Here is a 25,836-nt window from a genome sequence, read left to right on the forward strand (position 1 = left end):
GCGATCACGGCGGCGATGCCGGGCGGCACCGGCATCGACCTGTTCGGCAAGGCGCACCCGGACAAGACCTTCGACGTCGGCATCGCCGAGCAGCACGCGGTGACGTTCGCGGGCGGGCTGGCGACGGAGGGCTACCGGCCGTTCGTGGCGATCTACTCGACGTTCCTGCAGCGGGCCTACGACCAGGTCGTGCACGACGTGGCGCTGCAGAACCTGCCCGTGCGGTTCTGCCTGGACCGGGCCGGTCTGGTCGGCGCGGACGGGGCGACCCATGCCGGCGCGTTCGACCTGGCGTACCTGTGCTGCCTGCCGAACATGACCGTGATGGCGGCCTCCGACGAGGCCGAGCTGGTGCACATGGTGGCGACCGCGCACGCCCATGACAGCGGCCCGATCGCGCTGCGCTACCCGCGCGGCGAGGGCGTCGGCGTGGAGCTGCCGGAGCGGGGCGAGGCGCTGGCGATCGGCAAGGGCCGGATGGTGCGCCAGGACCCGGAGGCGCGGGTGGCGATCCTGTCGCTGGGCACGCGGCTGTCCGAGGCGCTGAAGGCGGCCGACACGCTGGCGGAGCAGGGCGTGGCGGTGACGGTGGCCGATGCGCGCTTTGCCAAGCCGCTGGACGAGGCGCTGATCCTGGACCTGGCGCAGAGCCACGAGGTGCTGATCACGATCGAGGAGGGCTCGCGCGGCGGGTTCGGGGCGATGGTGCTGCACCTGCTGACGGAGCGGGGCGCCCTGGATGCGGGGCGCGTCCGGGTGCGCACCCTGACGCTGCCGGACCTGTACCAGGACCACGACAGCCCGGAGAAGATGTACGCCGAGGCCGGCCTCGACGCCGCAACCATCGTCAAAACCGCGCTCGCGACCTTGCCGGAACGCAAGGAAGGCCGCTCGCGCCTGCGCCTGGCCTGACCTCGGCGTGCCGCGTCGCGGCGATTCCCCGGCTGGGGCCCGGATCCGGTCCCGCTGCGCGCCACCTGTCCGGGGGAGGGGCGGTGCCGGGTCGGACGCGGCGCCCCGTCCCGGGCGCATGCAGCGCCAGCGGACTGCGACACGGGATCCCGCACGACCGGCTCCGCGGAGCGACTCCGGGCGAGCCGGGTCCGCCCTTCGCTTGCCGCCCGGGCGGTTCGATGACACAAGCGCGGCGCGGCGGGGTTCCCCGCCCGCGCCGGCATCCCGCAACGCTTTAGACACGCGATGGTAGAGGCCACTTCCTCCGGCCCGTCCGAGGTCGGCCCCGTGCTGATCACCGGCGCGAGCGGGTTCCTCGGTTCAGCCCTGGTCGACGTGTTCCGCCGGGCCGGCTTCCCGGTGCGCATCCTCGTGCGCGCCACGAGCCCGCGCCGGAACCTGACCTGGACCGATGTCGAGATCGCCGAAGGCGACATGCGCGACCCGGCGGCCGTGGCCGCCGCCCTGCGCGGCCAGCGCTACCTGATCCACGCCGCGGCCGATTACCGGCTCTGGGCGCCGGATATGGAGGAGATCGTCCGCACCAACCGCGACGGCACCCGCCTGATGATGCGCGCGGCCCTCGATGCAGGCGTGGAGCGGGTGGTCTACACGTCGAGCGTCGCCACCATCAAGCCGCCGGCCGACGGGGTCACGCCCTCCGACGAGACCATGCCGCTGACGCCCGAGACCGCCATCGGCGCCTACAAGCGCAGCAAGGTCGTGGCCGAGCGCGTGGTCGAGGAGATGATCGCCCGGGACGGGCTGCAGGCGGTGATCGTCAACCCGTCGACGCCGATCGGCCCCCGGGACGTGAAGCCGACGCCCACCGGCCGGATCATCCAGGAAGCGGCGCTGGGCAAGATGCCGGCCTTCGTGGATACCGGGCTCAACCTCGCCCATGTCGACGACGTGGCCCACGGCCACCTGCTGGCTCTGCGCCGGGGCCGGATCGGCGAGCGCTACATCCTCGGCGGCGAGGACGTGTTCCTGTCGCAGATGCTGGCCGACATCGCCGGCATGGTCGGGCGCAAGCCCCCGACCGTGAGCCTGCCGCGGGCCGCCGTCTACCCGGTGGCGTTCTTCGCCCAGCTCGCCGCCCGGGTCACCGGCCGCCAGCCGTTCGCCACGATCGACGGCATCCGCATGTCCCGCTATCGGATGTTCTTTTCGGACCGGAAGGCGCGCCAGGAACTCGGCTACACCGCGCGGCCCTATCGCGAGGGCTTGTCCGACGCGATCGCGTGGTTCCGCCAGGCCGGGTATCTCGGATGAGCAAGCTCGACACCGCGACCGCGGCGCGCTCCGGCAAGGGGCACCGCGACGAGAACTTCCCGGTCGCCTCGCACCTGATCCATCCGCGCCACCGCGGGGCGATCCTGGCGTTCTACAACTTCGTCCGCGCCGGCGACGACGTGGCCGACCACGCGGACCTCGCGTCCGAGCGCAAGCTCGCGCTGCTCGACCAGCTGGCCGACGCGCTCACCGGTGCCGGCCCCTCCGACCCGGAGGCCGAGCCGCTCAAGCGCGAGCTGGCCGCCCGCGGCCTGCCGCCCCGCCACGCGCTCGAACTGCTCGACGCGTTCCGGATGGACGCGCGCAAGAACCGTACGGCGAACTGGGACGAGCTGATCCATTACTGCCGCTACTCGGCGATGCCGGTCGGGCGCTTCGTGCTCGACGTCCACGGCGAGGATCCGGCCCGGGTCTATAAGGCCTCCGACGCGATCTGCGCGGCGCTCCAGATCATCAATCACCTCCAGGATTGCGGCAAGGATTTCACCGGGCTCGACCGGGTCTACATCCCGCAGGATGCCCTCGACCGGCACGGTGCGACCGTGGCGATGCTGGGCGCCCCGAAGGCGACCCCGCAGCTCCGGGCGGTGATCGCCGAGCTGGCGCAACGCTGCCTCGACCTCCTCGACGAGGGCTCGGCCCTGCCGGACCTGATCGACGACCTGCGGCTCTCCCTGGAGATCGCCGCGATCCATCGGCTCGCCGTGGTGCTCGCCAAGGGTCTGACCACGCGCGATCCGCTCTCGGACAAAGTCCATCACGGCAAGGCCGCCTTCGCCCTCACCGCGCTCGGCGGCGTCGCCGCCACCCTGGCGCGCCGGCCCTTCCGGGGCCGGATCGTGCGGGGCGCGGCTCAGGGAATCCGCTCGTGAGTGCCACCGCGACCCCCATCACCGATCAGGACGCGGCCGCCCCGGCCCTGCCGGCCGCCGGCTCGTCGTTCTATACCGCCATGCGCCTGCTCCCGAAGGAGCGGCGCGAGGCGATGTACGCCGTCTACGCCTTCTGCCGCTCCGTCGACGACGTCGCCGACGATGGCGGGACACGGGCTGTGCGGCAGGTCGAGCTCGACCGCTGGCGCGCCGACATCGACGCCCTCTATGCCGGCCGTCCGGCCGCGCGGGTGCGCGACCTCGTCGAGCCGGTGCGCCGCTACGACCTGAAGCGCGAGGATTTCCAGGCGGTGATCGACGGCATGGCCATGGATGCCGTCGCGGACATCGTGGCCCCCGATGCCGAGACCCTCGACCTCTATTGCGACCGGGTCGCGAGCGCGGTCGGCCGCCTGTCCGTGCGGATCTTCGGCATGCCGGAGGCGGACGGCATCCGGCTCGCCTGGCACCAGGGCCGGGCGCTCCAGCTCACCAACATCCTCCGGGACATCGACGAGGATGCCGAGCGCGGCCGCCTCTACCTGCCCCGCGAGAAGCTGGCCGCCATCGGGCTGGCCGATCCCACCCCGGCGCAGGCGGTCGGCCATCCGCGCATCGGCGAGGTGTGCATCTCGCTCGCACGCGAGGCCGAGGATCATTACCAGGCGACCTGGGAGATCATCCGGCGCAGCCCCCGCAAGGCGACCAAGGCCGCCCGGCTGATGGCCGCCGCCTATCACCTCTACCTGAAGGCGGTGCTCGAACGCGGCTGGGCGATGCCCCGCGCCCGGGTCAAGCCCGGCAAGCTGGCGCTGCTCGCCGTCGTCCTCCGGCACGGTTTGGTCTGATGGGAATCGTCCACGTCGTCGGGGCCGGGCTGGCCGGCCTCTCCGCCGCCGTCGCGCTGGCCGAGACCGGTGCCCGGGTGGTGCTGCACGAGGCCGCCAAGCAGGCCGGCGGGCGCTGCCGCTCCTATTACGACCCGGCCCTGGGCCTGACGATCGACAACGGCAACCACCTGCTGCTGTCTGGCAACGCCGACGCCCTGGGCTTCCTCAAGACCGTCGGCGCCCCCGCCGACGCGCTCACCGGGCCCGACGAGGCGGCCTTCGATTTCGCCGACCTGAAGACCGGCGAACGCTGGTGCCTGCGCCCGAATGCCGGGCGGCTGCCCTGGTGGGTGATGAGCCCGTCCCGCCGCGTGCCCGGCACCCGCGCCCGGGATTACCTCGCCCCGCTCGGGATCCTGCGCGCCGCCTCGGGCAAGCCCGAGGGCGCCGGGGGCACGATCGGCGACAGCATGGCGTGCGAGGGCGACCTCTACGCCCGGCTCTGGCATCCGGTCCTGCTGGCCGCGCTCAACACCGAGCCCCGGGACAGCGATGTCGGGTTGGCCGCCCGGATCCTGCGCGAGACCCTCGGCGCCGGCGGCAAGGCCTGCCGCCCGCTGGTGGCGGTGGAGGGCCTGTCCTACGCCTTCGCGGACCCGGCCCTGCGCTACCTGAGCGCCCGCGGCTGCGAGATCCGCGTCGGCCGGCGCCTGCGCGGCCTCGATGGCGCCGACGGCCGAATCGGGCAGCTGCTGTTTTCCGACGGCCCGGAGGCGATCGGCCCCGACGATGGCATCGTGCTCGCCCTGCCGCCCTGGGTAGCCCGCGAAGTGTTGCCGGGTCTCCTCGCCCCGGTGGAATTCCGATCTATCGTGAATGCGCACTTCGCACTTGCGCCGAGGACCGGCAGCCCGCTGGTCCTCGGCGTCGTAAACTCCCTGACGGAGTGGCTTTTCGCCTATCCTGACCGGTACTCGGTCACGATTAGCGGTGCCGATCGGCTGCTCGACGTGCCCCGGGAAGACCTCGCCCGCCAGATCTGGGGTGAGATCGCACAGTTGTGCAGTCTTGCCCCGGAACTGCCCAGCTGGCAGATCGTAAAGGAGAAGCGTGCGACCTTCGCGGCGACGCCGGCCGAGGCCGCGCGTCGCTCGGGGGCCGAAACCGCCTACGAGAATCTCGTCCTGGCAGGCGATTGGACCGCCACCGGTCTGCCATCGACGATCGAGGGAGCGATCCGCTCGGGCAAGACGGCCGCGCGTGCGCTGCATCACGGATCGTCCGTGCGCGGCGGGTTACGCGCGCCGGTATCGGGCGCATTGGGCGCCGCTTGAGGCATGGCGGCCGCAACGCAGCGGCCGTTCGAGGCGAGGACCATGAGAGAGGCCGTAAGCAAGGTCGAGCCGCTTCAGCGCTCGAAGACCCAGGGGATCTCGCTCGACGACGTCGAGCGCGGCGTGGCGCAGGCGACGCGCGCGCTGATCAACCTGGCGCACGATGACGGGCATATCTGCTTCGAGCTCGAGGCGGATGCCACGATTCCGTCCGAATACGTCCTGTTCCACCACTTCCGCGGCACGCCCGTGCCCGAAGGCCTCGAGGCCAAGATCGGCAACTACCTGCGCCGCACCCAAGGCCGGCACGGCGGCTGGGCCCTCGTCCACGAGGGGCCGTTCGACATGAGCTGCACGGTCAAGGCCTATTTCGCCCTCAAGATGATCGGCGAGGACATCGAGGCGCCGTACATGCGCCGGGCCCGCGAGGCGATCCTGTCGCGCGGCGGCGCGGCCAACGCCAACGTCTTCACCCGCTTCATGCTGGCGCTCTACGGCGAGGTGCCCTGGCGCGCCGTGCCGGTGATGCCCGTGGAGGTGATGTTCCTGCCGAAGTGGTTCCCGTTCCACCTCGACAAGATCAGCTACTGGGCCCGCACCACCGTGGTGCCGCTGTTCGTGCTCCAGGCAACCAAGCCGCGCGCCCGCAACCCGCGCGGGATCAGCGTCCAGGAGCTGTTCATCACGCCGCCCGAGAGCGTCCGCACCTGGCCGGGCTCCCCGCACGCGACCTGGCCGTGGACGCCGATCTTCGGCTTCATCGACCGGATGCTGCAGCTGGTCGAGGACCGCCTGCCGCGCAAGAGCCGGCAGCGCGCCATGGAGAAGGCTCGCGCCTGGGTCAGCGAACGCCTAAACGGCGAGGATGGCCTGGGGGCGATCTTCCCCGCCATGGTCAACTCGGTGCTGATGTACGAGGTGATGGGCTACCGGCCCGATCACCCGCAGGTCCGGGTCGCCTGCGACGCCATCGAGAAGCTGGTGGTCGAGAAGGCCGACGAGGCCTACGTCCAGCCCTGCGTCTCCCCGGTCTGGGATACGGCGCTGGCCGCCCACGCCCTGCTGGAGGCCGGCAGCCCCGAGGCCGAGGCGCAGGCCCGCGCCGGGCTCGACTGGCTGAAGCCCCGCCAGGTGCTCGACATCGTCGGCGACTGGGCGGCGCGCAAGCCGAAGGTCCGCCCCGGCGGCTGGGCGTTCCAGTACGCCAACGCGCATTACCCCGATCTCGACGACACCGCCGTGGTGGTGATGGCCATGGACCGGGCGATGCACCAGCATGGGCTGGTCGCCGGCATGCCGGACTACAAGGCCTCGATCGCCCGCGCCCGCGAATGGGTCGAGGGCCTGCAGTCGGAGGACGGTGGCTGGGCGGCGTTCGACGCCGACAACAACCACATGTACCTCAACCACATCCCGTTCTCGGACCACGGCGCGCTGCTCGACCCGCCGACCGCGGACGTCACCGCCCGCGTCGTCGGGATGCTGGCGCAGCTCGGCGAGACCCGGGAGACCTCCCGGGCGCTCGACCGCGGCGTGAATTATCTGCTCAACGACCAGGAGGAGGATGGCTCCTGGTACGGCCGCTGGGGCATGAACTTCATCTACGGCACCTGGTCGGTGCTGTGCGCCCTGAACGCCGCGGGGGTCGATTCCGCCGATCCGCGGATCCAGCGCTCGGTGTCGTGGCTGATCCGGATTCAGAACCCGGATGGCGGCTGGGGCGAGGACGCCTCATCCTACAAGATCGATCCGGCCTTCGAGGCGGGCTCGTCCACGGCTTCGCAGACCGCCTGGGCGCTTCTGGCCCTGATGGCGGCCGGTGCGGTCGACGACCCGGCGGTGACCCGCGGCATCAACTTCCTGACCCGCACGCAGGGCGCGGACGGGTTCTGGAACGAGGAGCGCTACACCGCCACGGGCTTCCCGCGGGTGTTCTACCTGCGGTACCATGGCTACCCGAAGTTCTTCCCGCTCTGGGCGATGGCGCGGTTCCGCAACCTGAAGCGCACCAACAGCCGGCGCGTCCAGTTCGGCATGTGACGCTTCCGGCGCCGACCCTCGGGCCGGCGCCACCGTTCGGGACGACGCCGGAGCGGATCGCAAGACTCCTTCCGCCCGCGAACCCCGGTATCCCGCACGTGGCTTCCTCCGACGACGATCCCGCGGCGCCGGCCCCTCGGCGTTCGCGGCTCCTTGCGGAGCTCGCCGGACTGGTCCACCAGCGCGCGATGATCGATCCTGCCGCGCCCGTCCTCGCCGTCACCGGTCTCGCCCGCGAGCGCCGTCTTGCGGCCGGAGAGGGGGTCGAGGCGGTCGGAGCCGGCGGCAACCCGCACCGCTTGCGTCAGCTCCTCGACGCGCGTCCGCAACCGGGCTGCCGCGCGGTGATCAGCTTCGGTATCGCGGGCGGCCTCGACCCGTCCCTGAAGCCCGGCGACGTGGTGGTGGGTACCGGGGTCATCGGCGAGGAAGGCCGGCGCGCCGCCGACCTCGACCTCTCAGCCACGCTGCTCAACGCCCTGGCAGGCATCGGCCCCCGGGTCATCCCGGCCGACCTCGCCGGTGTCGACACCGCCGTACTCGGGGTCGACGGCAAGGCGGACCTGCGCGCCCTGACCGGCGCCGCCGCCGTCGACATGGAATCCCACGTCGCCGCCGCCTTCGCGGGCCGCCACGGCCTGCCCTTCGCGGCCCTGCGGGTGATCTGCGATCCCGCCCACCAGGCGCTCCCGGCCTTCGCGGCCCAAGCGCTCACCCCGGACGGCGAGCCCGACATCGCCGCGGTCTTTTTTGCTTTTGCCCGGGGACGGGCCAGGATTGGCGACCTGATGCGGTTGGCCCGTGATTCGAACGCGGCCTTTGCGGCCCTCGGCAAGTGCCGCACGCGGTTGGGACCGGGGCTCGGGATTCCGGTGCCGCCTCATTCGGTGTCCGACTGACAGGTCCGCGATTGCTCGGTGCTGCACCCATGCCCCGGGAGACATCCGGTGGCGCATCGAACCCGATGCCAGAACAGAAAAAGACGCCGGCTTATTCGGCCAGCGTCAGGTGGGAGGAAACACGAGGCGGCGCGGGGGAAAAATCCCCGCGCCCGGTCTGAATCGGCGTTAGCCGGCCTTCTTGCTCAGGGACACCGCCACGAAGCGGGTCTGGCCCTTGCTGCTCTTCACCCGCATCAGCACCGCCTTGCGGCCGCTCGACTCCGCCGTGCGGATCTGCGCGGCGACGTCGGAGGGGCGGGTGACGCTCTGGCCACCTACGTCCAGGATCACGTCGCCGGCCTCGATGCCCTTAGCGGCGGCCGGACCGTCGGGATCGACCTGCACCACGGCGACGCCCTGCTCGGACAGGCCGACATCGGCGGCCGGCGCGAGGTTCAGGCCGAGCCGCGGCTGGCCGTTGCCCGAATCGTCGTCGCGGGTGGCGACCTTGGTGCCGTCGGTGGGCATGGCGCCCAGCGTCACCGTCGCGGTGTCGGTCTTGCCGCCCCGGAGATAGCTCAGCTCGACCTTGGCGCCGGGCTTCATGCCGGCGATCCGGCGTGAGAGCTCCCGGGCGCTGTCCACCGTGTCGCCGTTGACCTTCTCGATCACGTCGCCGGCCTTCAGCCCGGCCTGGGCCGCCGGGGTGCCGTTCTCGGCGTGGTCCACCAGGGCGCCCTTCGCCTTGTCGAGGCCGAGGCCGTCGGCGATGTCCTGCGTCACCGGCTGGATCTGCACGCCCAGGTAGCCGCGGGCGACCTTGCCGTCGGTGCGAAGCTGATCGACCACCGCTTGCACGGTCTCGGCCGGGATCGCGAAGGCCAGGCCGACGCTGCCGCCCGACGGGGACGCGATGGCGGTGTTCACGCCGACCACCTCACCGTTGACGTTGAAGGTCGGGCCGCCGGAATTGCCCTTGTTGATCGGGGCATCGATCTGCAGGAAGTCGTCGTACGGGCCGGCGCCGATGTCGCGGCCGCGGGCCGAGACGATGCCGGCCGTGACGGTGCCGCCGAGGCCGAACGGGTTGCCGATCGCCACCACCCAGTCGCCGACCTGCGGGGCGGTCTTGCCGAACTGGACGTAGGGGAAGTTCGAGCCCTCATTGATCTTCAGGAGCGCGACATCGGTCTTGGCATCCTTGCCGATCACCTTCGCGTCGAGGGTGCGGCCGTCGTCGAGGGTCACCTGCACGGTCTTGGCGTGGTCGACCACGTGGTTGTTGGTCACCACGTAGCCGTCGGCCGAGATGATGAAGCCGGAGCCGACCGCGCCGCGGGAGCCCTGGCGCTGCTGCGGCTGGGGCTGGCCGCCCGGACCGTTCTGGCCGAAGCGACGGAAGAACTCGCGCAGCTGCGGCGGCACGTTCTGGAGGTTGCGGCCCTGGCCGGGGCCATCCTCATCCTCGCCCGGCGCCGAGTCGTCGAGCTTGACCTTCACCGAGACGACGCCCGGCTTCACCTTGTTGACGATGCCGGCGAACGAGCCGGGCGGGTGCTCCGGAGCCTCGATCGGGGTCTTGGGCAGGGCCTGGGCGTAGGCGGGGGTCACGGAGGGCAGGGTGGTGCCGAGGGCTCCGCCGGCGATCAGCGCGGCAGCAGCCACCGAGGCGAGAGCGCGGCGCGAGGTCCGGCCGGACAGCGAGCTTTGGGGACAGGTCTCGGTCATGGGAATCGCAACCTCTTGAAACGGATCGGGGCGACGCCGGGGGACGCGGCGTTCGATGCGATCGGTCTAACGGGCGGCGCCTGACCCCCGCGTGGCGGTCAAATTACGGTTTGGACATGTGCGCCGATCCGGGCCGAGGCGGCCATGGCCGGCTCTCGGACGGTAGCCTGGCGGAGCTGTGTTTGGGGGCGGCTCGGGGCGAAATCCGCCGCGTGTGCCACGTGTCACCGCGCGCTCGGGATGTCGCGCTACAGTCCGATCGATTCCGGCAGGCGGCTACAACCTTTGGCTCTGCCGGCTGGTGTCGCGTGAGATGCGTGAGGATCGGGTGATGAAGGCGATGTTTGCTGTGGTCCTGCTGTTGGGTTCGGTAACCGCCGCTATGGCAGCTGATGGGTACTCGGATTATCGGAACTATTTCAACGAAAAGCCGGCTGTCGGCGATCGGACCAAGCTGAAGCCCGCGCGAGCGACGTCCCATTCCATGGAGGCGGTCGATACGCGGCGCTACGAGGACGGCGTTGCTGACGGAAAACTGGACAACCTGAAGCCGGGCTATCGGAACCGGGCCGGGATCTACGTGCCGCCCGACTATTCCACCCACCCGCGCGGCCCGACGGGCGACGGTTTCGGCAGCGCGAGCAGCGATTCGTATGGCAGCGTGAGCGCGCCCAACCCGTTCGCGGGTCCCCTCGGTACCCGTCGCTGAAAACGCCTCGCCGGGCTTGCCGCCCTACTGGACCGCTCGGTACGACACCCCGAGCCGTTCGCTCACCGCGGCCAGGCGTCTGTCGCGTGTCCATATTCGGGAGCCCGGCATCAGCTTCGCCGATGCCAGGAGATGTGCGTCCACATAGCCGATGCCGAGGCCGTGCAACGCGTGCTTCGCGATCAGGAGCATGACTTCATCGTGGGCCGCGACGTCGGCCGGCGGCATGTCTTCCAGGGTCGCGATGACGCGTTCGCGGTCGCGGATGCTGCCCAGCGCCAGTTCGCCGATGACGAAGGGATGAACACGCTGGCTCATGTCGGTCAGGATCGCGGTGACGGATGGATCCGTCGCCGCGAGGTGATCGATCCAGATGTTCGTATCGATAATGATCACGGTTCGGAGCGTCGGCGCGTCCCGGCCTGGGCGTTCGAATCGCTCCCCCCAAGCAGGATCATGCGCCGGGACGCCTCACGCTGAACCAGCGCGCGCAGGGCCTCACGGACGAGTTCCGACTTCTCCGTGATGCCTGTGTAGTGCTGCGCCTTAGCAAGCAAATCATCGTCTAGGTTGATCGTCGTCCGCATCACGTTCTCCCCAGCGAAGCATCGATTTTGGCATCATATGATGTCGTTTTCCATGCCGAACCGCGCTCGACCGCTGCTCGTTGGTTCGTTGTCGAGATGCCGCGGGTTCCCGAAGGACACGGCCGCTGGCAGTGCACGCAGTCCGTTTGAGGTTTTTGGATTGGTCTGTCCGCGAGGAGCTTTGACAATGGGATCGAGCGTTTCGGACCGCACAGGCCAGGTTCGACGGCATGCGCCGATCTCTCACCAGGGTAACAGCCGCGACGGCGGCACGGAAGGATAGAACCGGGTCGGAGAGGGGCATCCTCCCTCCAGAGATTCCGAGTTTCCGCAGACGCTTCAGCTGCTACCCTGTCTTCCCCGGGGCGCCGTAGGCGAGCCCGGGATCCAGAGCCGCGGACGGCGCAAGCCACCAATCCGATAATGGTTCTGGATCCCATGCTCCGCTTCGCGGCCCCGGGATGACGAAGCTGTTTTCAGAACGGCCTTTGCAAAGACCCATGGGTCACCGGCCAAGCGGGGCAGTGATAGGCCGACCGCTGCTGCAAACACCTTGAATGGGCTCGGTGCGAACTCGCTGTGAGCGAAGCGATCAGCCCCCGCTCAACCGGGCCAGCGCTTCCTCGATCTTCACCAGCCGCGCGGACTCGGCCTCCCGGCGCTCGCGGTTCTCCTCGATGATATCCTCGGGGGCGCGGGCGACGAAATCGGCGTTGCCGAGCTTGGCGTCGACCTTCTTGATCTCCCCTTGCGCCTTGCCCTGCTCCTTCTTCAGGCGCGCGACCTCGCCGGCGAGGTCGACGATGCCTTCGAGCGGCAGGGCCGCGACGCTGCCGCGCACGAGGAGCTGCACCGCGTTCTTCGGCGGCGTCTCCGAGACCGTGATCTCCGAGAGCCGGGCCAGGCGCAGCAGCGTGTCCCGCCAGGCCTCGACCCGGGTCCGCACCTCCAGGGAGGCCCCGACCATCACCAGGGGGATCTGCGCCGCGGCCGGGACGCTGGTCTCGGAGCGGGCCGAGCGCACCTGGCTGACGAGGTCGACCACGAAGCCGACTTCGGCCTCGGCGTCGGCATCCGCGAGGCCTGCGAGATCTGGCCAGGCCGCAAGTGCCAGGAGGCCGCGCTCGGGGACCGCGGCGCCCTTAATCGCCCAGAGTTCCTCCGTGAGGAACGGCATGAACGGATGCAGCAGCTTGGCGACCTGATCGATCAGGAACGCCACCGTCGCCTGAGTCTCGGCCCGGACGGCCGGATCGACGTTCTCGCCCTGCAGCACCGGCTTGGCGAGTTCGAGGTACCAATCACAGAATATATTCCAGACGAACCGGTAGGCGGCGCCGGCCGCGTCGTTGAACCGGTAGGCTTCGAGCGCCGCCGTGACCTCACCCACGGCGCGCGCGGCCTCGGTGAGCGCCCAGCGGTTGATCGCCCCGGTGATCGCCCGTGGGTCGTAGGCGGGATCGAGCTGGCAGCCGTTCAGCTCGGCGAAGCGGGCGGCGTTCCAGAGCTTGGTCGCGAAGTTGCGGTAGCCCTGGACCCGATCGGCCGAGAGCTTGATGTCGCGACCCTGGACGGCGAGCGCGCACAGGGTGAAGCGCAGGGCGTCGGCGCCGACCTGATCGATCAGCTCGAGGGGATCGACGACGTTGCCCTTCGACTTCGACATCTTCGCGCCGGAGGCGTCGCGCACCAGCGTGTGCAGGTAGACCGTCTCGAACGGCGCCCGATCGGTGAGGTGCAGGCCCATCATCATCATCCGGGCGACCCAGAAGAACAGAATGTCCTTGCCGGTCACCAGGGCGTTGGTTGGGTAATAGCGGGCGTATTCCGCGGTCGAATCCGGCCAGCCCAGGGTCGAGAACGGCCAGAGCGCGGAGGAGAACCACGTGTCGAGGACATCCGCGTCGCGGGTCAGCGCCACGGGGCCGCCGTGCTCGGCCTCGGCCAGCGCCAGGGCCTCGGCCTCGCTCTCGGCCACGAAGATCCTGCCGGCGTCATCGTACCAGACCGGGATCTGGTGGCCCCACCAGAGCTGGCGCGAGATGCACCATGGCTCGATGTTGGTGAGCCACTGGAAGAAGGTCTTTTCGTAATTCTCCGGGACGAACTTGGTCTGGCCGTCACGCACCGCCTGGAGCGCGCGCTCGGCCAGCGGCTTGACGTTCACGTACCACTGATCGGTGAGATAGGGCTCGATCACCACGCCCGAGCGGTCGCCGTGCGGCACCGCATGGGTGTTGGGCTCGACCGCGCGCAGGCGGCCGCGCGCCTCCATCAGGGCGACGACCTCCTTGCGCGCCCGCGCCCGGTCGAGGCCGTGCAGCGCCAGGGCCTCGGGCTCGGGAGAGGTGTCGGCCAGGAACGCCGCGTTGCCGTCGAGCAGCATACGGCCCTCGGGGTCGAGGATGTTGATCACCCCGAGGTTGCAGCGCCGGCCGACGTCAAAGTCGTTGAAGTCGTGGGCTGGCGTGATTTTGACCGCGCCGGTGCCCTTCTCGGGGTCGGAATAGGTGTCGGCGACGATCGGGATCAGGCGGCCGACCAGCGGCAGGCGGACCTGCTTGCCGACCAGCGCCGTGTAGCGCGCATCCTCCGGGTGGACCGCGATGCCGGTATCGCCCAGCATCGTCTCGGGCCGCGTGGTGGCGACCGTGATGACCTCGCCGGTCTCGGCCCCGCTCGCGTCGACGATCGGATAGTCGAAGTGCCAGAGATGGCCCTTCGTCTCGATCTGCTGGACCTCCAGGTCCGAGATCGCGGTCTGGAACTTCGGATCCCAGTTCACCAGCCGCTTGTCGCGGTAGATCAGGCCCTGGCGGTGCAGGTCCACGAAGGTCTTGAGCACGGCGCGGCTCAGGCCCTCGTCCATGGTGAAGCGCTCGCGCGACCAGTCACAGGATGCGCCGAGCCGCTTCAGCTGGTTGACGATGGCGCCGCCGGATTCGGCCTTCCAGGCCCAGACCTTCTCCACGAAGGCGGCGCGGCCGATCTCGCGGCGGCCCGGCTCCTGGCGCTCCATCATCCGGCGCTCCACCACCATCTGGGTGGCGATGCCGGCGTGGTCGGTGCCGGGCTGCCAGAGCACGTCCTTGCCGCGCATCCGCTCGAACCGGCAGAGCACGTCCTGCAGCGTGTTGTTGAGGGCGTGGCCCATATGCAGAGAGCCCGTCACGTTCGGCGGCGGGATCACGATGCAGTAGGGGGGCGCTCCGGCGCGCTCGGGCCGGCCGGCGCGGAAGGCGTCCGCGTCCGCCCAGGCGGCTGAGATCCGCGCCTCGACGGAGGCGGGCTCGAAGGTCTTGTCCATCATCGCAGGTATGGGCCGGCGCTCGTCCAACAGGGTTGGACCCGCTTTCGACCGTCAGGCCGCGTCCGTCAACACGCACCCGGCACCGGGCAGGCCCGATGCGGGAGGGCAGCGCGCTCAGCGGCCGCGCGAGACCCGCTCGATCTCGGCCCGGACCAGCCGCTCGACCACGGCCGGGAGGTTGTCGTCCAGCCAGGACTTGAGCATCGGCCGGAGCATGTCCTTGACCAGGTCCTCGAGCGTGCGGGCGTTCTGGGTCAGGACCGTGTGGGCCAGCAGGTTGAAGGCGCCGTTGACGCTGGCGTCGGTCGCCGCCGAGACCAGGGTCTCGGCCTCCGGCTCCGGCCGCGGCGGCGCCTGGAAGACCGGCTGCGGCTGCGGCTGTGGGCTCGGCTGCGCGGGCGGCGGCTCGGGCTCGGGCTCCGGCTCGGCGAACGCCTCGTCCTCGAAGTCGATCGCGTCGAAGTCGAGGGGGGCCGGGGGCGGCTCCGGCGGGGCCACGGCGCGGGGCCGGATGACCGGCTCGGCGACCTCGGCGAGGTCGAGCACGTTGTCCGGCTCGGCTTCGGGCACCGGCGCGATCTCGGCGGGCTTGGCCGCCTGATCGTCCGCGATGATCCTTCGGATCGAGGCGAGGATCTCCTCCATCGAAGGCTCATGCGCCTTATCGGCAGCCTTATCCTGGAATTTCGAGTCCGGGATCTTGGGGCTCGCTGCACTCATCAACAGGCGCGCTCGGGCATGGGATGTTCGGAGGATGACCCGATCGGGCCGGTCGTCAAACAGTATTCCATGCCAATTCGTCGCGGCAAGCGCGCCTGCACCACACTCCCCTGGGAAAAGACCTCAGCGTCCGTCCGGGGTGCGCAGGCCGAACCACAGATCCTTGACCTGATCGTAGTGGATCTTGGCACTGTAGTACTCCACCGGCAGGGCGGTGAAGCGGGCGGTGAGCTGCCCGATCGACTGGACCACGCCGTAGGAGAAGATCACCCGGTCGCGCTGGGCCAGGATCAGGTTCACCCGCGAATTCAGCAGTTCCTGCTGCGCGTTGAGCACGTCCAGGGTGGTGCGCTGGCCGACGCGGGCCTCCTCACGCACGCCGTTCAGCGCCACCTCGTTGGCCTGGACCTGCGCCTGGGCGGCGATGACCTGCGCCTTGGCGGCCTCGAGGCGACCCCAGAAATCGACGATCTGCGCCCGCACCTGGTCGCGGACCTGATCGACCTGGATGCGGTACTGGCCGACCGTCTCCTTGGCCTGCCGGATCTGCGCGTAGGTCTGGCCGCCTTCGTAGATCGGGATGTTGAGCCGGCCGCCCACGAACCCGACGAAGAAGCTCTGGTTCGGTCCGTTCTGGTCGTAGAGCTGGCTGAGCGAGCCCTGCAGGCTGAGGGTCGGCGCGAGCTGGCCCTCCAGGATCTTGACCTGGGCCTCGGCGCCGTCGACCGCGTGGATCGCCGACACGACCTGCGGATGCTCGCGCAAGCCGATGGCGATGGCCGCGTCGAGGCTGACCGGAACGTACCGGTCCAGGGGACGGCCCGGCGCCAGCTGGCGCGGCTCGACGCCGATATTCTGCCGGTAGACGCCGATGCTGGTGCGCAAGGTCGATTCCGCCGCGCTGACCTGGGAGCGGGCGCCGGCGAGCCGGGCCTCTGCTTGGGCCACGTCGGTGCGGGTCACCTCGCCGACGTTGAAGCGGTCGCGCGTCTGGCGCAGCTGCTCCTCAAGGACCTCGACGTTGTTCCGGTTGAGTTCCAGCGTCGCCGTGTTGCTCAGCACGTTCATATACGCCTGGACGGCGTTGTAGAGCACCGTGATCTCGGTGAACCGCAGGGTCTCGCGCTGGCTGTAGACGGTGGACTCGGCCCGGCGGACGGTGTTGTCGGTCTGGAAGCCGTTGAAGATCGTCTGCGAGACGGTCAGGCTCGCGCTGCTCGGAAGATAGGTGGTGCGCGTCGTCCGGTTCGATGTGACGACCTGGGAGGTCACGTCGTTGGTCGTGGTCGCGCCGCCGGCCGACTGGCCGGCGGTGTTCGAGGCCAGGCCGCCGGCCGATGTGCCGGTGCTGCCGAGCCCGCCCGCGGCAGTGCCCACCCCGATCCCGGTCGTGCCGCCCGCGCTCGCGCCCCCGAGGCCGGAGGCGCCGGACGCGCCCGTCGTCCCCCCAGCGGTCGTTCCCGTGCTGGCGGTGCTCGCGCCGGTGCTGGTCGCCCCGGCGGCCGCCGAGACGCTGCTGCCGCTGCGGGTCTGCAGATACTGTACGCCGATCGAGGCGCCGACATTGACCTGCGGCCGGTAGCCCGCCTGCGCGATGGCGACGTTCTCGTCGATGGCTCGGACGCCGGCGCGGCCGGCATTCAGAGACGGATTGCCCTGGTAAGCCTTGGAGAGAGCGCTCTCCAAGGTCTCGGCAAGAGACGGATTCGTGGCCAGGATCGCGAGGCCGGACGCCATGCCGATCACTCGGAGCGTGGGGCAACTCGCTGGTGGACGTATTGTCACGATAACAAGCCCTTGCGGTCTTTATAACGGTCCGGATGTCCGCCACGAAAACGGCCAAGGTACGGCGTTACGCAGGGATCCGATCAAGCCCGCCCCACCGTCACGCTTAGCGCAAATCCGCCGGTTTGGCTCGGGCTTGCCCGGCGTCGGCGTCGAAATGTGGCGCGTTGGGGCATTAAGGTGACACACGGCGCACCGCCTTGGCGGAGGGCTTCGGCAGAGCGCAGCGCCGGGTGAAAAGACGGTCCCGCACGCGCGAAACCGGCCTTGTTGCGAGGGGGGTGCGGGTGTTCCGCACGGCCGGCGTCGAACCGGTGGGCCGGGGCGCGGCCCGTCGGATCCCCGGGACCATCGAAACGCGACGGGCACCCATAAACTCCGGGGCCGGCCGCCGTCTCGGAGCCGGGATGCGCCGATGCAGCCAATCCGATCCCCGAACGTCTACGGCGCAGCGAAGGGATGCCGACGAACCGTCGCCGCCCTTTCTCGGACGCGGCCGCCGGAGACGCATCAATAGCGATCGTCTGCGGCGACGCCCGCGCCCGGCTCCGAGGGCGCGGCGTCGCCGGCGCCCTGTCCGGGCTCCTGCTGCGGCCGCGGCGCGCGGGACCTCGTTACCGAACCCGTGAGGGTCGGCGACGGCTTGGCCTTGTAGGCGGCACTCGATGGTGCGGCCTTCCCCGTCGGTCCTGGAGCCCCCTGGGGCCCGCGTGGGCCCGGCGGCCCTGCGGGTCCCGCACTGCCCACTGGACCTTCTGGACCCTGCGGGCCGCGCTCGCCCTGCGCGCCCACGAGGCCGTCGGCGCCCGGCGTGCCGGGCGGTCCCATCGCGCCCGGCGGACCGGGCTCACCCCTGATGCCCGCCTCGCCGCGCGGACCGGGCGGACCCGGGAGCCCCAGAGCCTGCTGGCCGCATTCCCCAACCACAATGCTGCGCGCCTGCTTGGACGTCCTCAGCGTCGCGATGCAAGTGGCCGGATGATAGACCACGTGAAACTCGAAATAACCGCGGGTATCGGTACGCTGCGAGAACTTGCCGTCCAGGGTGATCTCGGCATCGGGTTCACCGGCATTGCCCAGCACCCAGAGGTCGCCGGCGGTGATTTTCGCAGCCTCGATACGCATGTCGGCTTTCGCCGGAGCGATCCAGAGCAACGGCCCCACGAATAGTTGCAACAGGGCGCTTTGCCGGCGCGATAGACTCATGGTGGGTCTCGCGAGCTTCATATCGGCAGGATGACATTCGTTTCTGAATCCGCAATAACGCGCGAAAATTTTGATGTGAAAAGCTCCGTTTTAGCGGCATATCCGGCCGAAATCGGTATTCGCATGGCAAGCATCCGCAATATGGCCGATGAAAGGCCATGTCGGTCGGCCGGTTATCGCATCGAGCAGGTGTGATCGCGCACAGTCCGCATCCGGGTTCGCGGCACTGCCCGCGCGATCCGCGTGCCGCCGTGCCGCATCGTGAGGGCCGTTGCGGTTCCCATGGTTCTGGGTCGGCGACGGGCTGGGGCGCCTGGGGTCCGAAGCGTCACGTCGCCGTAAGTGTTTGAACCGAAACAGTTGTTGGTTCCGCGTTCGCATTCACGGTGGTCTTCCTCCGTCTGCGGTGGGCAACCTGAGACGGGTCGTCGAGCGGTTCGGTTCGATCAAATGCAACGGTTTCCCCCCGTTGTTCGTTTGGGGTGTCGCGGCAGTGCAGCATGCGCTGAGGACCGTCCGTTTCGACCCGTTGCCGGTACCCGCCAGGTATGCCGAGCGCGATTGTGCGATGCAGAATCCAGCATTGCGTAAGTTGTTGTTCGAACCGTTGTTTCGGTCGGACCGCCTCGGGGATTCCGTAGCAACTACTGAACGTCAGGTTCGCCCGACAACCCCGCGCGTAGCGGCTTAATCCCCGCCACATATGCGTTTTTTTACAAAGATAACCTGTTTAAGGGGGCTAATTAAAATATATGACAGCTTGTCAGCCCATTTTGGCCCGTCTATAAGGCCCGAAGTAACTAATCATTAACCACCCGCCATTGGCCTCAACCGAGGAGCTGAGCCCATGCAGGGTCGTACTGAATCCCAGAGATCCGAGGGCGCCTCTGCGCCGCACCATAGGGTTGAGATGTCGAACGTGGCCGATCAGATTGCCGGTCAGGTGAGCGAGGCGGCGGAGGCGGTGGCTGAGGCCGTTCTGCCGGAGACGCCGTTCGTGGCGCGTGGGCTTCGGCTGGATTGGGCGGCCAAGCGCGGGCTCGACATCGGAGTGGCGGCGACCGCGCTGTTCCTGCTGCTGCCGCTGATGCTGCTGATCGCCGTGCTGGTCTGGGCCGGCGACCGCAAGGCGCCGATCTTCCGGCACATGCGGCTCGGCCGGGACGGGCGCAGCTTCGGCTGCCTGAAGTTCCGCTCGATGGTCACGGACGGCGAGGGCGTGCTGGCCGCGCACCTGGCCGCCAGCCCGAGCGCCCGGGCCGAGTGGGCCGCCACGCACAAGCTCTCCGACGATCCGCGCATCACCGCCATCGGCCAGGTGCTGCGCAAGACCTCGCTCGACGAGCTGCCGCAGCTGTGGAACGTCCTGCGCGGCGAGATGAGCCTGGTCGGCCCGCGCCCGATCGTGCAGGCCGAGGTCGCCCGCTACGGCCGGGCGTTCTCGACCTGCTTTGCCGTGCCGCCGGGCGTCACCGGGCTGTGGCAGGTCTCGGGCCGCTCCGACACCAGCTACGCCGAGCGCGTGGCGCTCGACCTGGACTACGCCAGCCGCTGGAGCCTGCGCCGGGACATCGCGATCATGCTGCGCACCGTCCCGGCCGTGCTCGCCCAGCGCGGCAGCAAGTAGCGCAGGCGTGTCCTGGCGTGCGCATCCCGGGACCCGGGGTGATGCGGCGGGCCGGTCATGAAGGGCCTTCTGCTGAACGCGCTGCTCGGGGTCGGTCTCGGGCGGTTCGGCTCGGTCTGGGGCCTTCCGGTGTTCCTGCCGGTGGTGGCGGCCGAGCTGGCCTACGGGTTCCATATCCACCACCTGAGCGCGGGCGGCAGCCTGCGGCGGGGCGCGGCGCTGCTGGTCTGCGGCCAGCTCGGCTTCCTGCTTGGCGCCCTGCTGCGGCCGCTGCCGGGCGAGCGGTGAGCGCGGCCCGGCGCCTCCGTTTGGTCAACCGATTGCGAACCGCAGGGGCCGCGCCCGTGTCCGCGGCGGAGGGGGTTCAGTCTTGGACGAGAACGATCCGCACTGGGACGCCGACCCGCTCTGGTACGACCGGGCCGAGCCGGAGGCGCTGCCGGGCCGGCTGCTGAACGGGCTGGCGTATCTGGTCCTGCTGCTGCTGGCCGGGATGGCGGGCGTGGTGCGGCTGTACCGGCTCCCGGACGCGCTGTGGTGCCGGGCCGCCGCCTGGCACGCACGCCGCACCGCCGGACCACGACGATCCTGAACCAGCGCGCATCATGGTGCGATCACGTGCGGCCCGCCGTTGACCGGGTTGCAGTCTTCCGGGCCCTGTCCCCGGGAAGCACGCTAAGACGGCGTCACGGAACATGCTCGGGAAGCCGTCGCTTCCCAGCGTAGAGCGAAGGCTGGACCAGGAAAGATGTTGGAGAGCGAGACGCGGCCGACCGGTCCCGAGCGCAGCGTGGTTCAGCGCCTGTTCGCCCGCTTCGGCTCGACTGCGATCCTGGTCGTGGTTCTGCTGGTGGTGGTGGGCTGGATCGGAATCCTAGGCTGGGCGATGACGCGGCTTCTCAGCTGAGTCCGGACCGATCCGGGGCCGCCCATGGCTCCCGCCTCGACGCACTCGCTTAGGCCGAACCGGTCTCCAACTCCGTCGCGAGCGCCCTTGCGGCCTCGTCCTGCATGATCGGGGCGTCGCGGCACAGACGCCAGAACTCGACCAGACCGAGCGCGTAGGCGGCGAGGATCACGGCTGTCCAATGCATGATCGTGTCCTCTCAAGCGCCTTCACGGCACCGGTATGCCCGCGAAAGCTTGACGTTTTCTCTCCGGACTTATTCGCCGGTCCAGATAAGGCAATATAACGACAATACGGCCTCACCACACCGGGGATGGTGCATTTATTTTGCGCAATCCGGAATTATTGCAGGATTTGGGGTGACTGACGCAGGTCTCGCGGGGGGGGGGCGTCGCAGTTTCGGGGCGCATTCCGGAGACATGCCCGTCATGCCGGGCTGCCGACCGTAAGGGTGGCCCGGGTATCATCCCGGTCCGGCGCCCCGAGATCCACAACCACGATCTCGGGCGGGATGCCCAGCCGCAACGGACGCCCTGCCACGAAGTGCGAGCCGAGCCCGGCCGAGACGATCAGGTCACGCTCGCCCTCGACGATGTGGCCGTGAGCATAGCGCAAGCCATATCGCGACGGGATCCACGGGGACCAGCCCAGGATCCGCACCTGGCCGCCATGGGTATGACCGGACAGGGTCAGCACGATCCGCGGGTTGAGGCCGGTGGCGAACAGGTCCGGCTCGTGCGCCAGCAGGATCGCGGCGCCGTCCGCGGGGACGCCCCGGAGGACCTGTGCGAGGATCTCCGACCTCTGCCGGTCGAGCTGGTCCGGCGCCAGGGGGCGGCCGGGCGTCGCCTCGCTCTCGATCCCCACCAGCCAGAGCGGGGCGGGGACTTCGAGCCGCACGGCCGCGTTCTCCAGGAAGACGATGCCGGCCGCCCGCAGGGCCCGCTCGGCCCGGGTCGGGCCGTGTCCGCGCCAAAGCGCGACACGGTCGTCGCCCCAATCGTGATTGCCCTGGATGGCGTAGAGCCCCCGTTTCGCCTGAAGACCGCTCAAGCATCCGGCCACCGTCTCGAACGGGACGGCGCCCCGGCTCTGGGAGCCGTAATCGCCGAGCAGCACCGTGAGGTCCGGTTCGAGGGCGTTGGTGCGCGCCACGACCTCGGTGATCGCGTCCACGCCCATGCAGCGGGGATGGGCGTGAAAGTCCGTGAGGACCGCAATTCGCAGGCGCAGGCCGGCAGGCCACCGCGGCGGGCAGAGCCGGTAGTGCCGGACCTGAACCCGATGCGGCTCGAAGGCCGTCGCGTAGCCCGCCGTCGCCAGGCTCCCGGCAGCCGCGCAGGCGGCGGCCAGGGTCGGGCGGGACAGGAGCGCGCGGCGGGTCAGCATCGGTCATCGGCTCGGCAGGACGTGGCGGGCTCCTACCACGGGTTGAGACCTGGTGCGGCACGGGGTTGAGGGAACGGCAATCGATGCCGGATGACCTGTCCGCTGCGCCGATCCGGCCCGGTCGGGGTCTCGGTCGGTGACGCACGAACCGCCCACCGGCATCGCGACGCGAGAGGTCAGCCGTGTAATCGAAGTGTTCGACGGGAGAGCAGATTCTTCGATCGTGTCAGAAGCCGCGCTTCCCGCGGGCTTGATCTCATGCCGCCCCGATATTTGCGGCCGCCTATAGTTTCCGAACGCAGAGCAACATTCCTGCGTTCGATCGAACCCGGGACTTCGCGGAACGTTTGTTATCCGCCGACGTTCATGACGTCTCAGGCAATTCTTAACAAACACAAATGTGAGCTTTTACCAGCGAGCGAACCGCGATTGCTGATTTGAAAACCGGATGAGATCGGGAATTTGGCTAGTCCACGAAAACAGTATTGATCTACGAGTTCCAGCGTGTCATGAGACCATCAGTTCGCGGGCAGGCGTATTTTTGCTGCCCAGGATTGGTCCCATGCACGCCCTCTCTGTCCTCGCGCCGCCTGCCTGCGGGTCGGTCGCCGATCGTCGCGCCATCGCCCTGGCCAATGCCCAATGGTTTCGCGCCATGGCCTGGCGGGCCCTGCGCGACGGGTCTCCCAAGGGTGACATCCGCGCCGCCAATGCACGGGCTGCGGCCCGCATCGTCATACGCCACGCCAAGCGCGATGCGCAGGTCGATCGATTGGTGACCGACGCCCTGGCGATCGGCGCCTGACCCTGCCGGGAAGGCGGTTTGCGCGTCGATGATACGGCGCGCGGCGAAGCGGGGATGGCGCCGAACCGGGAGCCCCGCTCGGCGCCGTCTCGGCGGGCGCGGCTCCGACCGGCTGTAGGCCCGGTTCAATCGCATCGCCCGCGGGACGCCGGAGCGCCCGGCTCAGCGTCCGTAGATGTCCTCGACGCGGATGATGTCGTCCTCGCCCGTGTACGACCCGACCTGGACCTCGATCAGCTCCAGCGGGATCTTACCCGGGTTGTTCAGCCGGTGCATCGAGCCGATCGGCAGATAAACCGCCTCGTTCTCGTGGACCAGCACAACCCGGTCGTCCACCGTCACCTCGGCGGTGCCGCGCACCACCACCCAGTGCTCGGCCCGGTGGTAATGCTTCTGCAGCGACAGCCGCCCGCCCGGAACCACCTGGATCCGCTTCACCTGGAAGCGCTCGCCGATATCGATCCGCTGGTACCAGCCCCAGGGCCGGTACATCCGCAGATGCGCGTCCGCCTCCGGCTCGTTCGAGGCCCGCAGGGCGTTGACCAGCTGCTTGACCTCGCCCGAGCGGGCTTTGGACGCCACCAGCACCGCGTCCGGGGTCGACACGACCACCACGTCCTCGAGCCCGACCACCGCGGTCAGGCCGCCGCCCTGGCTGTGGACCAGGCTGTTCTTCGTCCCGATCAGCGAGACCCGGCCCCGCACCGCGTTGCCCTCTGCGTCGTGATCCAGCACCTGCCAGACCGCGTCCCAGGTCCCGACATCCGACCACGGGAACGACACCGGCAGCACGCCGGCCCGGGCGGTCCGCTCCATCACCGCGTAGTCGATCGAGATCTTGGGTGCCCGCGCGAAGGCCTCTGCATCCAGGCGCACGAAGTCGAGGTCGGTCACGGCCGCGTCGAGCGCGGCACGGGCGGCCTCGAGCACGTCCGGCACGAAGGCTTCGAGTTCGGCCAGCATCAGGTCTGCGCGGAACAGGAAGTAGCCCGAGTTCCACAGGGCGCCGTCCTCGATCAACACCTCGGCGCCGGCACGGTCCGGCTTCTCGACGAACTTCTCCACCCGGGCGGCCCCGGGCGCTTCCGCGATCGGGGCGCCGCGGCGGATGTAGCCGTAATCGGAGGCCGGCCGGGTCGGCTCGATGCCGAGCGTCATGGTGTAGCCGGCCCGCGCGCCGACGGCTGCCGCCCGGGCGGCGTCGACGAAGGCTTGCGTGTCCGGCACGACGTGATCGGCGGCCATGATCAGGACCACGGCCTGCGGGTCGATCGCGGCGGCGTGGAGGGCCGCCACCGCCACGGCGGCGGCGGAGTCGCGCCCCTGCGGCTCGAGCAGGATGTCGGCGCCGATCCCGAGCTGGCTGCACTGCTCGGCCACGATGAACCGGGCCTCGGCCGAGGCGATCACCGTGGGCTTGGCGAACACGGCCGTATCCGACACCCGCGCGAGGGTCGCCTGGAAGGTCGAGCGTTCCGCGTCCACCAGCCGGGCGAACTGCTTGGGCATGCTCTCGCGGGAGGCCGGCCACAGGCGCGTTCCCGTGCCGCCGCACAGGATCATGGGGTAGACCGTACCGACAGGCTCAGACATCGAAATCAATCTTTCGCACCAAGGAATAGAGTGGGTTCAAAACGAAGCGGTCGACGCAAACTCAATTCAAAAGATCGAGCTGTCCGCCGGCCAGCGGAGGGCGGTGACCCTGGTAACCCCGTGCGAGGACGCCGTCGATGAACTGGCCCATCGCCGTGGAGAAGCGCTCGACGCTGAACTCCGAGGCCCGTTCGACGAGGGCTTCGGGCCTCGGCGCGATGGATTTGCAACGCTCGATCGCGGCGATCAAGGCGTCCACCGATTGTTCGTGGAAGAAGGTCCCGGTCACTCCCTCCTGAACGGTCTCCGTCGCGCCGCCCTTCCCGTACGCGATCACCGGCCGCCCGCTCGCCATGGCCTCCACAGGGACAATCCCGAAATCCTCCTCACCGGGGAAGATCAGGGCTTGGCACCGGGCATAATGATGCTTCAGCACGGCGAAGGGTTGCGGCCCGAGCATCGTGACGTGCGGGCCGGCCAGGCTTCGCAACTCGCGCAGCATCTCGCCGCCGCCGATCACCACGAGGGGCTTCTGCAAGCGGTTGAACGCTTCGATGGCCAGTTCCGGGCGCTTGTAGCGGACCAGCTCGCCGACCATCAGGTGGTAGTCGCCGCGTTCCTGCTCGGGAACGGGACCGAACGCGTCGGTGTCGACCGGGGGGTAGATGACGGTGGCGCTGCGCCGGTAATAGGTCTCGATCCGGCGCGCCACGGTCGCCGAGTTCGCCACGAACTCGTGGACTCGGCTCGCCGAGATCGCGTCCCAGTTCCGGATGTAATGCGCGGCCGGCGGCATCAGCAGGCGATTCAGGAACCCCGTCCGCTCGCGGTAATCGTGGAACATGTTCCAGACGTAGCGCATCGGCGAATGGCAGTAGCAGATATGGGTCGCGTTCGAGGGCGGGATGATGCCCTTGGCCGGTCCGGACTCGCTGCTGATCACGAGGTCGTACCCGCGCAGGTCGAGCTGCTCGAGGGCCATCGGCATCAGCGGCAGATAGGATTTATAGCGCGTCGCGGAGAACGGGAGCCGGCCGATGAACGAGGTCTGGATGCGGTGGGCTTTGATGACGGGCGAGATCGAATCCGGCGCATAGGCGTGGGTGAAGATATCGGCCTGGGGATACATCTTGCACAGGGCTTCGACGACTTTCTCACCGCCTCGCATGCCCACGAGCCAATAATGTACGATTGCAACTCTCATTCACGCATCCTCTGTCAGGATTCATATCTTGAGTCCTGTATTACCACGCTTTAGCGTCG

24 protein-coding genes are annotated in these 25,836 nt (G+C 69.4%); 13 read left to right on the forward strand and 11 right to left on the reverse strand.

The genetic code is table 11. The annotated features are described in order from the left end of the window. The 7 genes from AC0IY0_RS05175 to AC0IY0_RS05205 all read left to right on the forward strand — a co-directional run. A partial coding sequence (locus AC0IY0_RS05175; RefSeq protein WP_471763231.1) for a transketolase C-terminal domain-containing protein occupies positions 1–912 on the forward strand: 912 nt, incomplete at its 5' end. Between the two features lie 288 nt (positions 913–1,200). Next, entirely contained in the window at positions 1,201–2,229 is a 1,029-nt protein-coding gene (hpnA, locus tag AC0IY0_RS05180) for a hopanoid-associated sugar epimerase (protein WP_147910332.1), read from the forward strand. Continuing rightward, positions 2,226–3,122 carry a squalene synthase HpnC gene (gene hpnC / locus AC0IY0_RS05185; RefSeq protein WP_471763232.1) on the forward strand — a complete coding sequence of 299 codons (897 nt, stop codon included), beginning with the start codon at positions 2,226–2,228 and terminating at the stop codon, positions 3,120–3,122. Before hpnA ends, hpnC begins: the two co-directional genes overlap by 4 nt. Beyond that, positions 3,119–3,970: a presqualene diphosphate synthase HpnD gene (gene hpnD, locus AC0IY0_RS05190; RefSeq protein ID WP_147910330.1), complete on the forward strand. Its 852-nt coding sequence runs from the start codon at positions 3,119–3,121 to the stop codon at positions 3,968–3,970. Before hpnC ends, hpnD begins: the two co-directional genes overlap by 4 nt. Beyond that, the gene (gene hpnE, locus AC0IY0_RS05195; RefSeq protein ID WP_471763233.1) at positions 3,970–5,286 is read left to right on the forward strand and encodes a hydroxysqualene dehydroxylase HpnE; all 1,317 of its coding nucleotides are present in this window, start codon (positions 3,970–3,972) and stop codon (positions 5,284–5,286) included. The genes hpnD and hpnE overlap by 1 nt, the downstream gene beginning before the upstream one ends. 42 nt (positions 5,287–5,328) lie before the next feature. Beyond that, positions 5,329–7,326, forward strand: a complete 1,998-nt coding sequence (shc, locus tag AC0IY0_RS05200) for a squalene--hopene cyclase (protein WP_147910328.1) — start codon at positions 5,329–5,331, stop codon at positions 7,324–7,326. Positions 7,327–7,514: 188 nt separating this feature from the next. Beyond that, positions 7,515–8,225 (forward strand): phosphorylase, encoded by a 711-nt coding sequence (locus AC0IY0_RS05205; protein ID WP_419829214.1) that lies wholly within the window; start codon positions 7,515–7,517, stop codon positions 8,223–8,225. A gap of 168 nt (positions 8,226–8,393) precedes the next feature. Here the strand turns inward: AC0IY0_RS05205 and AC0IY0_RS05210 are convergent, their stop codons facing one another. Continuing rightward, the gene (locus tag AC0IY0_RS05210; protein WP_471763234.1) at positions 8,394–9,935 is read right to left on the reverse strand and encodes a Do family serine endopeptidase; all 1,542 of its coding nucleotides are present in this window, start codon (positions 9,933–9,935) and stop codon (positions 8,394–8,396) included. A 331-nt stretch (positions 9,936–10,266) separates the two neighbouring features. On the opposite strand from AC0IY0_RS05210, the gene AC0IY0_RS05215 reads away from it, so the two are divergent. Further along, the gene (locus AC0IY0_RS05215) at positions 10,267–10,644 is read left to right on the forward strand and encodes a hypothetical protein (RefSeq protein ID WP_471763235.1); all 378 of its coding nucleotides are present in this window, start codon (positions 10,267–10,269) and stop codon (positions 10,642–10,644) included. Between the two features lie 24 nt (positions 10,645–10,668). Here the strand turns inward: AC0IY0_RS05215 and AC0IY0_RS05220 are convergent, their stop codons facing one another. The 6 genes from AC0IY0_RS05220 to AC0IY0_RS05245 form a co-directional block, all read right to left on the reverse strand. Beyond that, positions 10,669–11,040, reverse strand: coding sequence for a type II toxin-antitoxin system VapC family toxin (locus AC0IY0_RS05220; RefSeq protein WP_471763236.1), 372 nt, complete (start codon positions 11,038–11,040; stop codon positions 10,669–10,671). Beyond that, positions 11,037–11,231, reverse strand: coding sequence for a type II toxin-antitoxin system VapB family antitoxin (locus AC0IY0_RS05225; protein WP_147853926.1), 195 nt, complete (start codon positions 11,229–11,231; stop codon positions 11,037–11,039). Before AC0IY0_RS05225 ends, AC0IY0_RS05220 begins: the two co-directional genes overlap by 4 nt. A 592-nt stretch (positions 11,232–11,823) precedes the next feature. Then, positions 11,824–14,541 (reverse strand): valine--tRNA ligase, encoded by a 2,718-nt coding sequence (locus AC0IY0_RS05230; RefSeq protein ID WP_471763237.1) that lies wholly within the window; start codon positions 14,539–14,541, stop codon positions 11,824–11,826. Positions 14,542–14,655: 114 nt separating this feature from the next. Beyond that, positions 14,656–15,261: a PopZ family protein gene (locus AC0IY0_RS05235; protein ID WP_471763238.1), complete on the reverse strand. Its 606-nt coding sequence runs from the start codon at positions 15,259–15,261 to the stop codon at positions 14,656–14,658. Between the two features lie 123 nt (positions 15,262–15,384). After that, positions 15,385–16,998, reverse strand: a complete 1,614-nt coding sequence (locus AC0IY0_RS05240) for a TolC family outer membrane protein (protein ID WP_147940772.1) — start codon at positions 16,996–16,998, stop codon at positions 15,385–15,387. Positions 16,999–17,556: 558 nt separating this feature from the next. Beyond that, complete coding sequence (locus tag AC0IY0_RS05245; RefSeq protein ID WP_461230752.1) at positions 17,557–18,171, reverse strand: collagen-like protein; 615 nt, start codon at positions 18,169–18,171, stop codon at positions 17,557–17,559. 991 nt (positions 18,172–19,162) lie between these two features. On the opposite strand from AC0IY0_RS05245, the gene AC0IY0_RS05250 reads away from it, so the two are divergent. The 4 genes from AC0IY0_RS05250 (at position 19,163) to AC0IY0_RS05265 (ending at position 20,786) form a co-directional block, all read left to right on the forward strand. After that, positions 19,163–19,879 (forward strand): sugar transferase, encoded by a 717-nt coding sequence (locus AC0IY0_RS05250; RefSeq protein WP_461232439.1) that lies wholly within the window; start codon positions 19,163–19,165, stop codon positions 19,877–19,879. Between the two features lie 57 nt (positions 19,880–19,936). After that, complete coding sequence (locus AC0IY0_RS05255; RefSeq protein WP_147910639.1) at positions 19,937–20,167, forward strand: hypothetical protein; 231 nt, start codon at positions 19,937–19,939, stop codon at positions 20,165–20,167. Positions 20,168–20,249: 82 nt separating this feature from the next. Continuing rightward, positions 20,250–20,471, forward strand: coding sequence for a hypothetical protein (locus AC0IY0_RS05260; protein WP_147910638.1), 222 nt, complete (start codon positions 20,250–20,252; stop codon positions 20,469–20,471). Positions 20,472–20,627: 156 nt separating this feature from the next. Then, entirely contained in the window at positions 20,628–20,786 is a 159-nt protein-coding gene (locus AC0IY0_RS05265; RefSeq protein ID WP_461230754.1) for a hypothetical protein, read from the forward strand. Between the two features lie 49 nt (positions 20,787–20,835). Here AC0IY0_RS05265 and AC0IY0_RS05270 read toward each other — a convergent pair whose 3' ends face one another. Then, on the reverse strand, positions 20,836–20,973 hold the full coding sequence (locus tag AC0IY0_RS05270; RefSeq protein ID WP_187193540.1) for a hypothetical protein: 138 nt from the start codon (positions 20,971–20,973) through the stop codon (positions 20,836–20,838). 239 nt (positions 20,974–21,212) lie between these two features. Beyond that, entirely contained in the window at positions 21,213–22,175 is a 963-nt protein-coding gene (locus AC0IY0_RS05275; protein WP_471763239.1) for a metallophosphoesterase, read from the reverse strand. Positions 22,176–22,737: 562 nt separating this feature from the next. On the opposite strand from AC0IY0_RS05275, the gene AC0IY0_RS05280 reads away from it, so the two are divergent. Further along, positions 22,738–22,980, forward strand: coding sequence for a hypothetical protein (locus AC0IY0_RS05280; RefSeq protein ID WP_147910636.1), 243 nt, complete (start codon positions 22,738–22,740; stop codon positions 22,978–22,980). 162 nt (positions 22,981–23,142) lie between these two features. Here the strand turns inward: AC0IY0_RS05280 and AC0IY0_RS05285 are convergent, their stop codons facing one another. Further along, complete coding sequence (locus tag AC0IY0_RS05285) at positions 23,143–24,573, reverse strand: mannose-1-phosphate guanylyltransferase/mannose-6-phosphate isomerase (protein WP_471763240.1); 1,431 nt, start codon at positions 24,571–24,573, stop codon at positions 23,143–23,145. Positions 24,574–24,634: 61 nt separating this feature from the next. Next, complete coding sequence (locus tag AC0IY0_RS05290) at positions 24,635–25,777, reverse strand: glycosyltransferase (RefSeq protein ID WP_471763241.1); 1,143 nt, start codon at positions 25,775–25,777, stop codon at positions 24,635–24,637. Positions 25,778–25,836 lie beyond the last annotated feature (59 nt).

Source organism: Methylobacterium sp. AC315 (assembly GCF_979253755.1).

What these genes read in the sequence shown, in the direction of transcription:
- hpnA (WP_147910332.1), top strand. Translation starts at nt 1,201, where the DNA reads ATGGTAGAGGCCACTTCCTCCGGCCCGTCCGAGGTCGGCCCCGTGCTG.
- hpnC (WP_471763232.1), top strand. Translation starts at nt 2,226, where the DNA reads ATGAGCAAGCTCGACACCGCGACCGCGGCGCGCTCCGGCAAGGGGCAC.
- hpnE (WP_471763233.1), top strand. Translation starts at nt 3,970, where the DNA reads ATGGGAATCGTCCACGTCGTCGGGGCCGGGCTGGCCGGCCTCTCCGCC.
- shc (WP_147910328.1), top strand. Translation starts at nt 5,329, where the DNA reads ATGAGAGAGGCCGTAAGCAAGGTCGAGCCGCTTCAGCGCTCGAAGACC.
- AC0IY0_RS05205 (WP_419829214.1), top strand. Translation starts at nt 7,515, where the DNA reads ATGATCGATCCTGCCGCGCCCGTCCTCGCCGTCACCGGTCTCGCCCGC.
- AC0IY0_RS05210 (WP_471763234.1), bottom strand. Translation starts at nt 9,935, where the DNA reads ATGACCGAGACCTGTCCCCAAAGCTCGCTGTCCGGCCGGACCTCGCGC.
- AC0IY0_RS05215 (WP_471763235.1), top strand. Translation starts at nt 10,267, where the DNA reads ATGAAGGCGATGTTTGCTGTGGTCCTGCTGTTGGGTTCGGTAACCGCC.
- AC0IY0_RS05225 (WP_147853926.1), bottom strand. Translation starts at nt 11,231, where the DNA reads ATGCGGACGACGATCAACCTAGACGATGATTTGCTTGCTAAGGCGCAG.
- AC0IY0_RS05230 (WP_471763237.1), bottom strand. Translation starts at nt 14,541, where the DNA reads ATGATGGACAAGACCTTCGAGCCCGCCTCCGTCGAGGCGCGGATCTCA.
- AC0IY0_RS05235 (WP_471763238.1), bottom strand. Translation starts at nt 15,261, where the DNA reads ATGAGTGCAGCGAGCCCCAAGATCCCGGACTCGAAATTCCAGGATAAG.
- AC0IY0_RS05240 (WP_147940772.1), bottom strand. Translation starts at nt 16,998, where the DNA reads ATGGCGTCCGGCCTCGCGATCCTGGCCACGAATCCGTCTCTTGCCGAG.
- AC0IY0_RS05245 (WP_461230752.1), bottom strand. Translation starts at nt 18,171, where the DNA reads ATGCGTATCGAGGCTGCGAAAATCACCGCCGGCGACCTCTGGGTGCTG.
- AC0IY0_RS05250 (WP_461232439.1), top strand. Translation starts at nt 19,163, where the DNA reads ATGTCGAACGTGGCCGATCAGATTGCCGGTCAGGTGAGCGAGGCGGCG.
- AC0IY0_RS05255 (WP_147910639.1), top strand. Translation starts at nt 19,937, where the DNA reads ATGAAGGGCCTTCTGCTGAACGCGCTGCTCGGGGTCGGTCTCGGGCGG.
- AC0IY0_RS05265 (WP_461230754.1), top strand. Translation starts at nt 20,628, where the DNA reads ATGTTGGAGAGCGAGACGCGGCCGACCGGTCCCGAGCGCAGCGTGGTT.
- AC0IY0_RS05270 (WP_187193540.1), bottom strand. Translation starts at nt 20,973, where the DNA reads ATGCATTGGACAGCCGTGATCCTCGCCGCCTACGCGCTCGGTCTGGTC.
- AC0IY0_RS05275 (WP_471763239.1), bottom strand. Translation starts at nt 22,175, where the DNA reads ATGCTGACCCGCCGCGCGCTCCTGTCCCGCCCGACCCTGGCCGCCGCC.
- AC0IY0_RS05280 (WP_147910636.1), top strand. Translation starts at nt 22,738, where the DNA reads ATGCACGCCCTCTCTGTCCTCGCGCCGCCTGCCTGCGGGTCGGTCGCC.
- AC0IY0_RS05285 (WP_471763240.1), bottom strand. Translation starts at nt 24,573, where the DNA reads ATGTCTGAGCCTGTCGGTACGGTCTACCCCATGATCCTGTGCGGCGGC.
- AC0IY0_RS05290 (WP_471763241.1), bottom strand. Translation starts at nt 25,777, where the DNA reads ATGAGAGTTGCAATCGTACATTATTGGCTCGTGGGCATGCGAGGCGGT.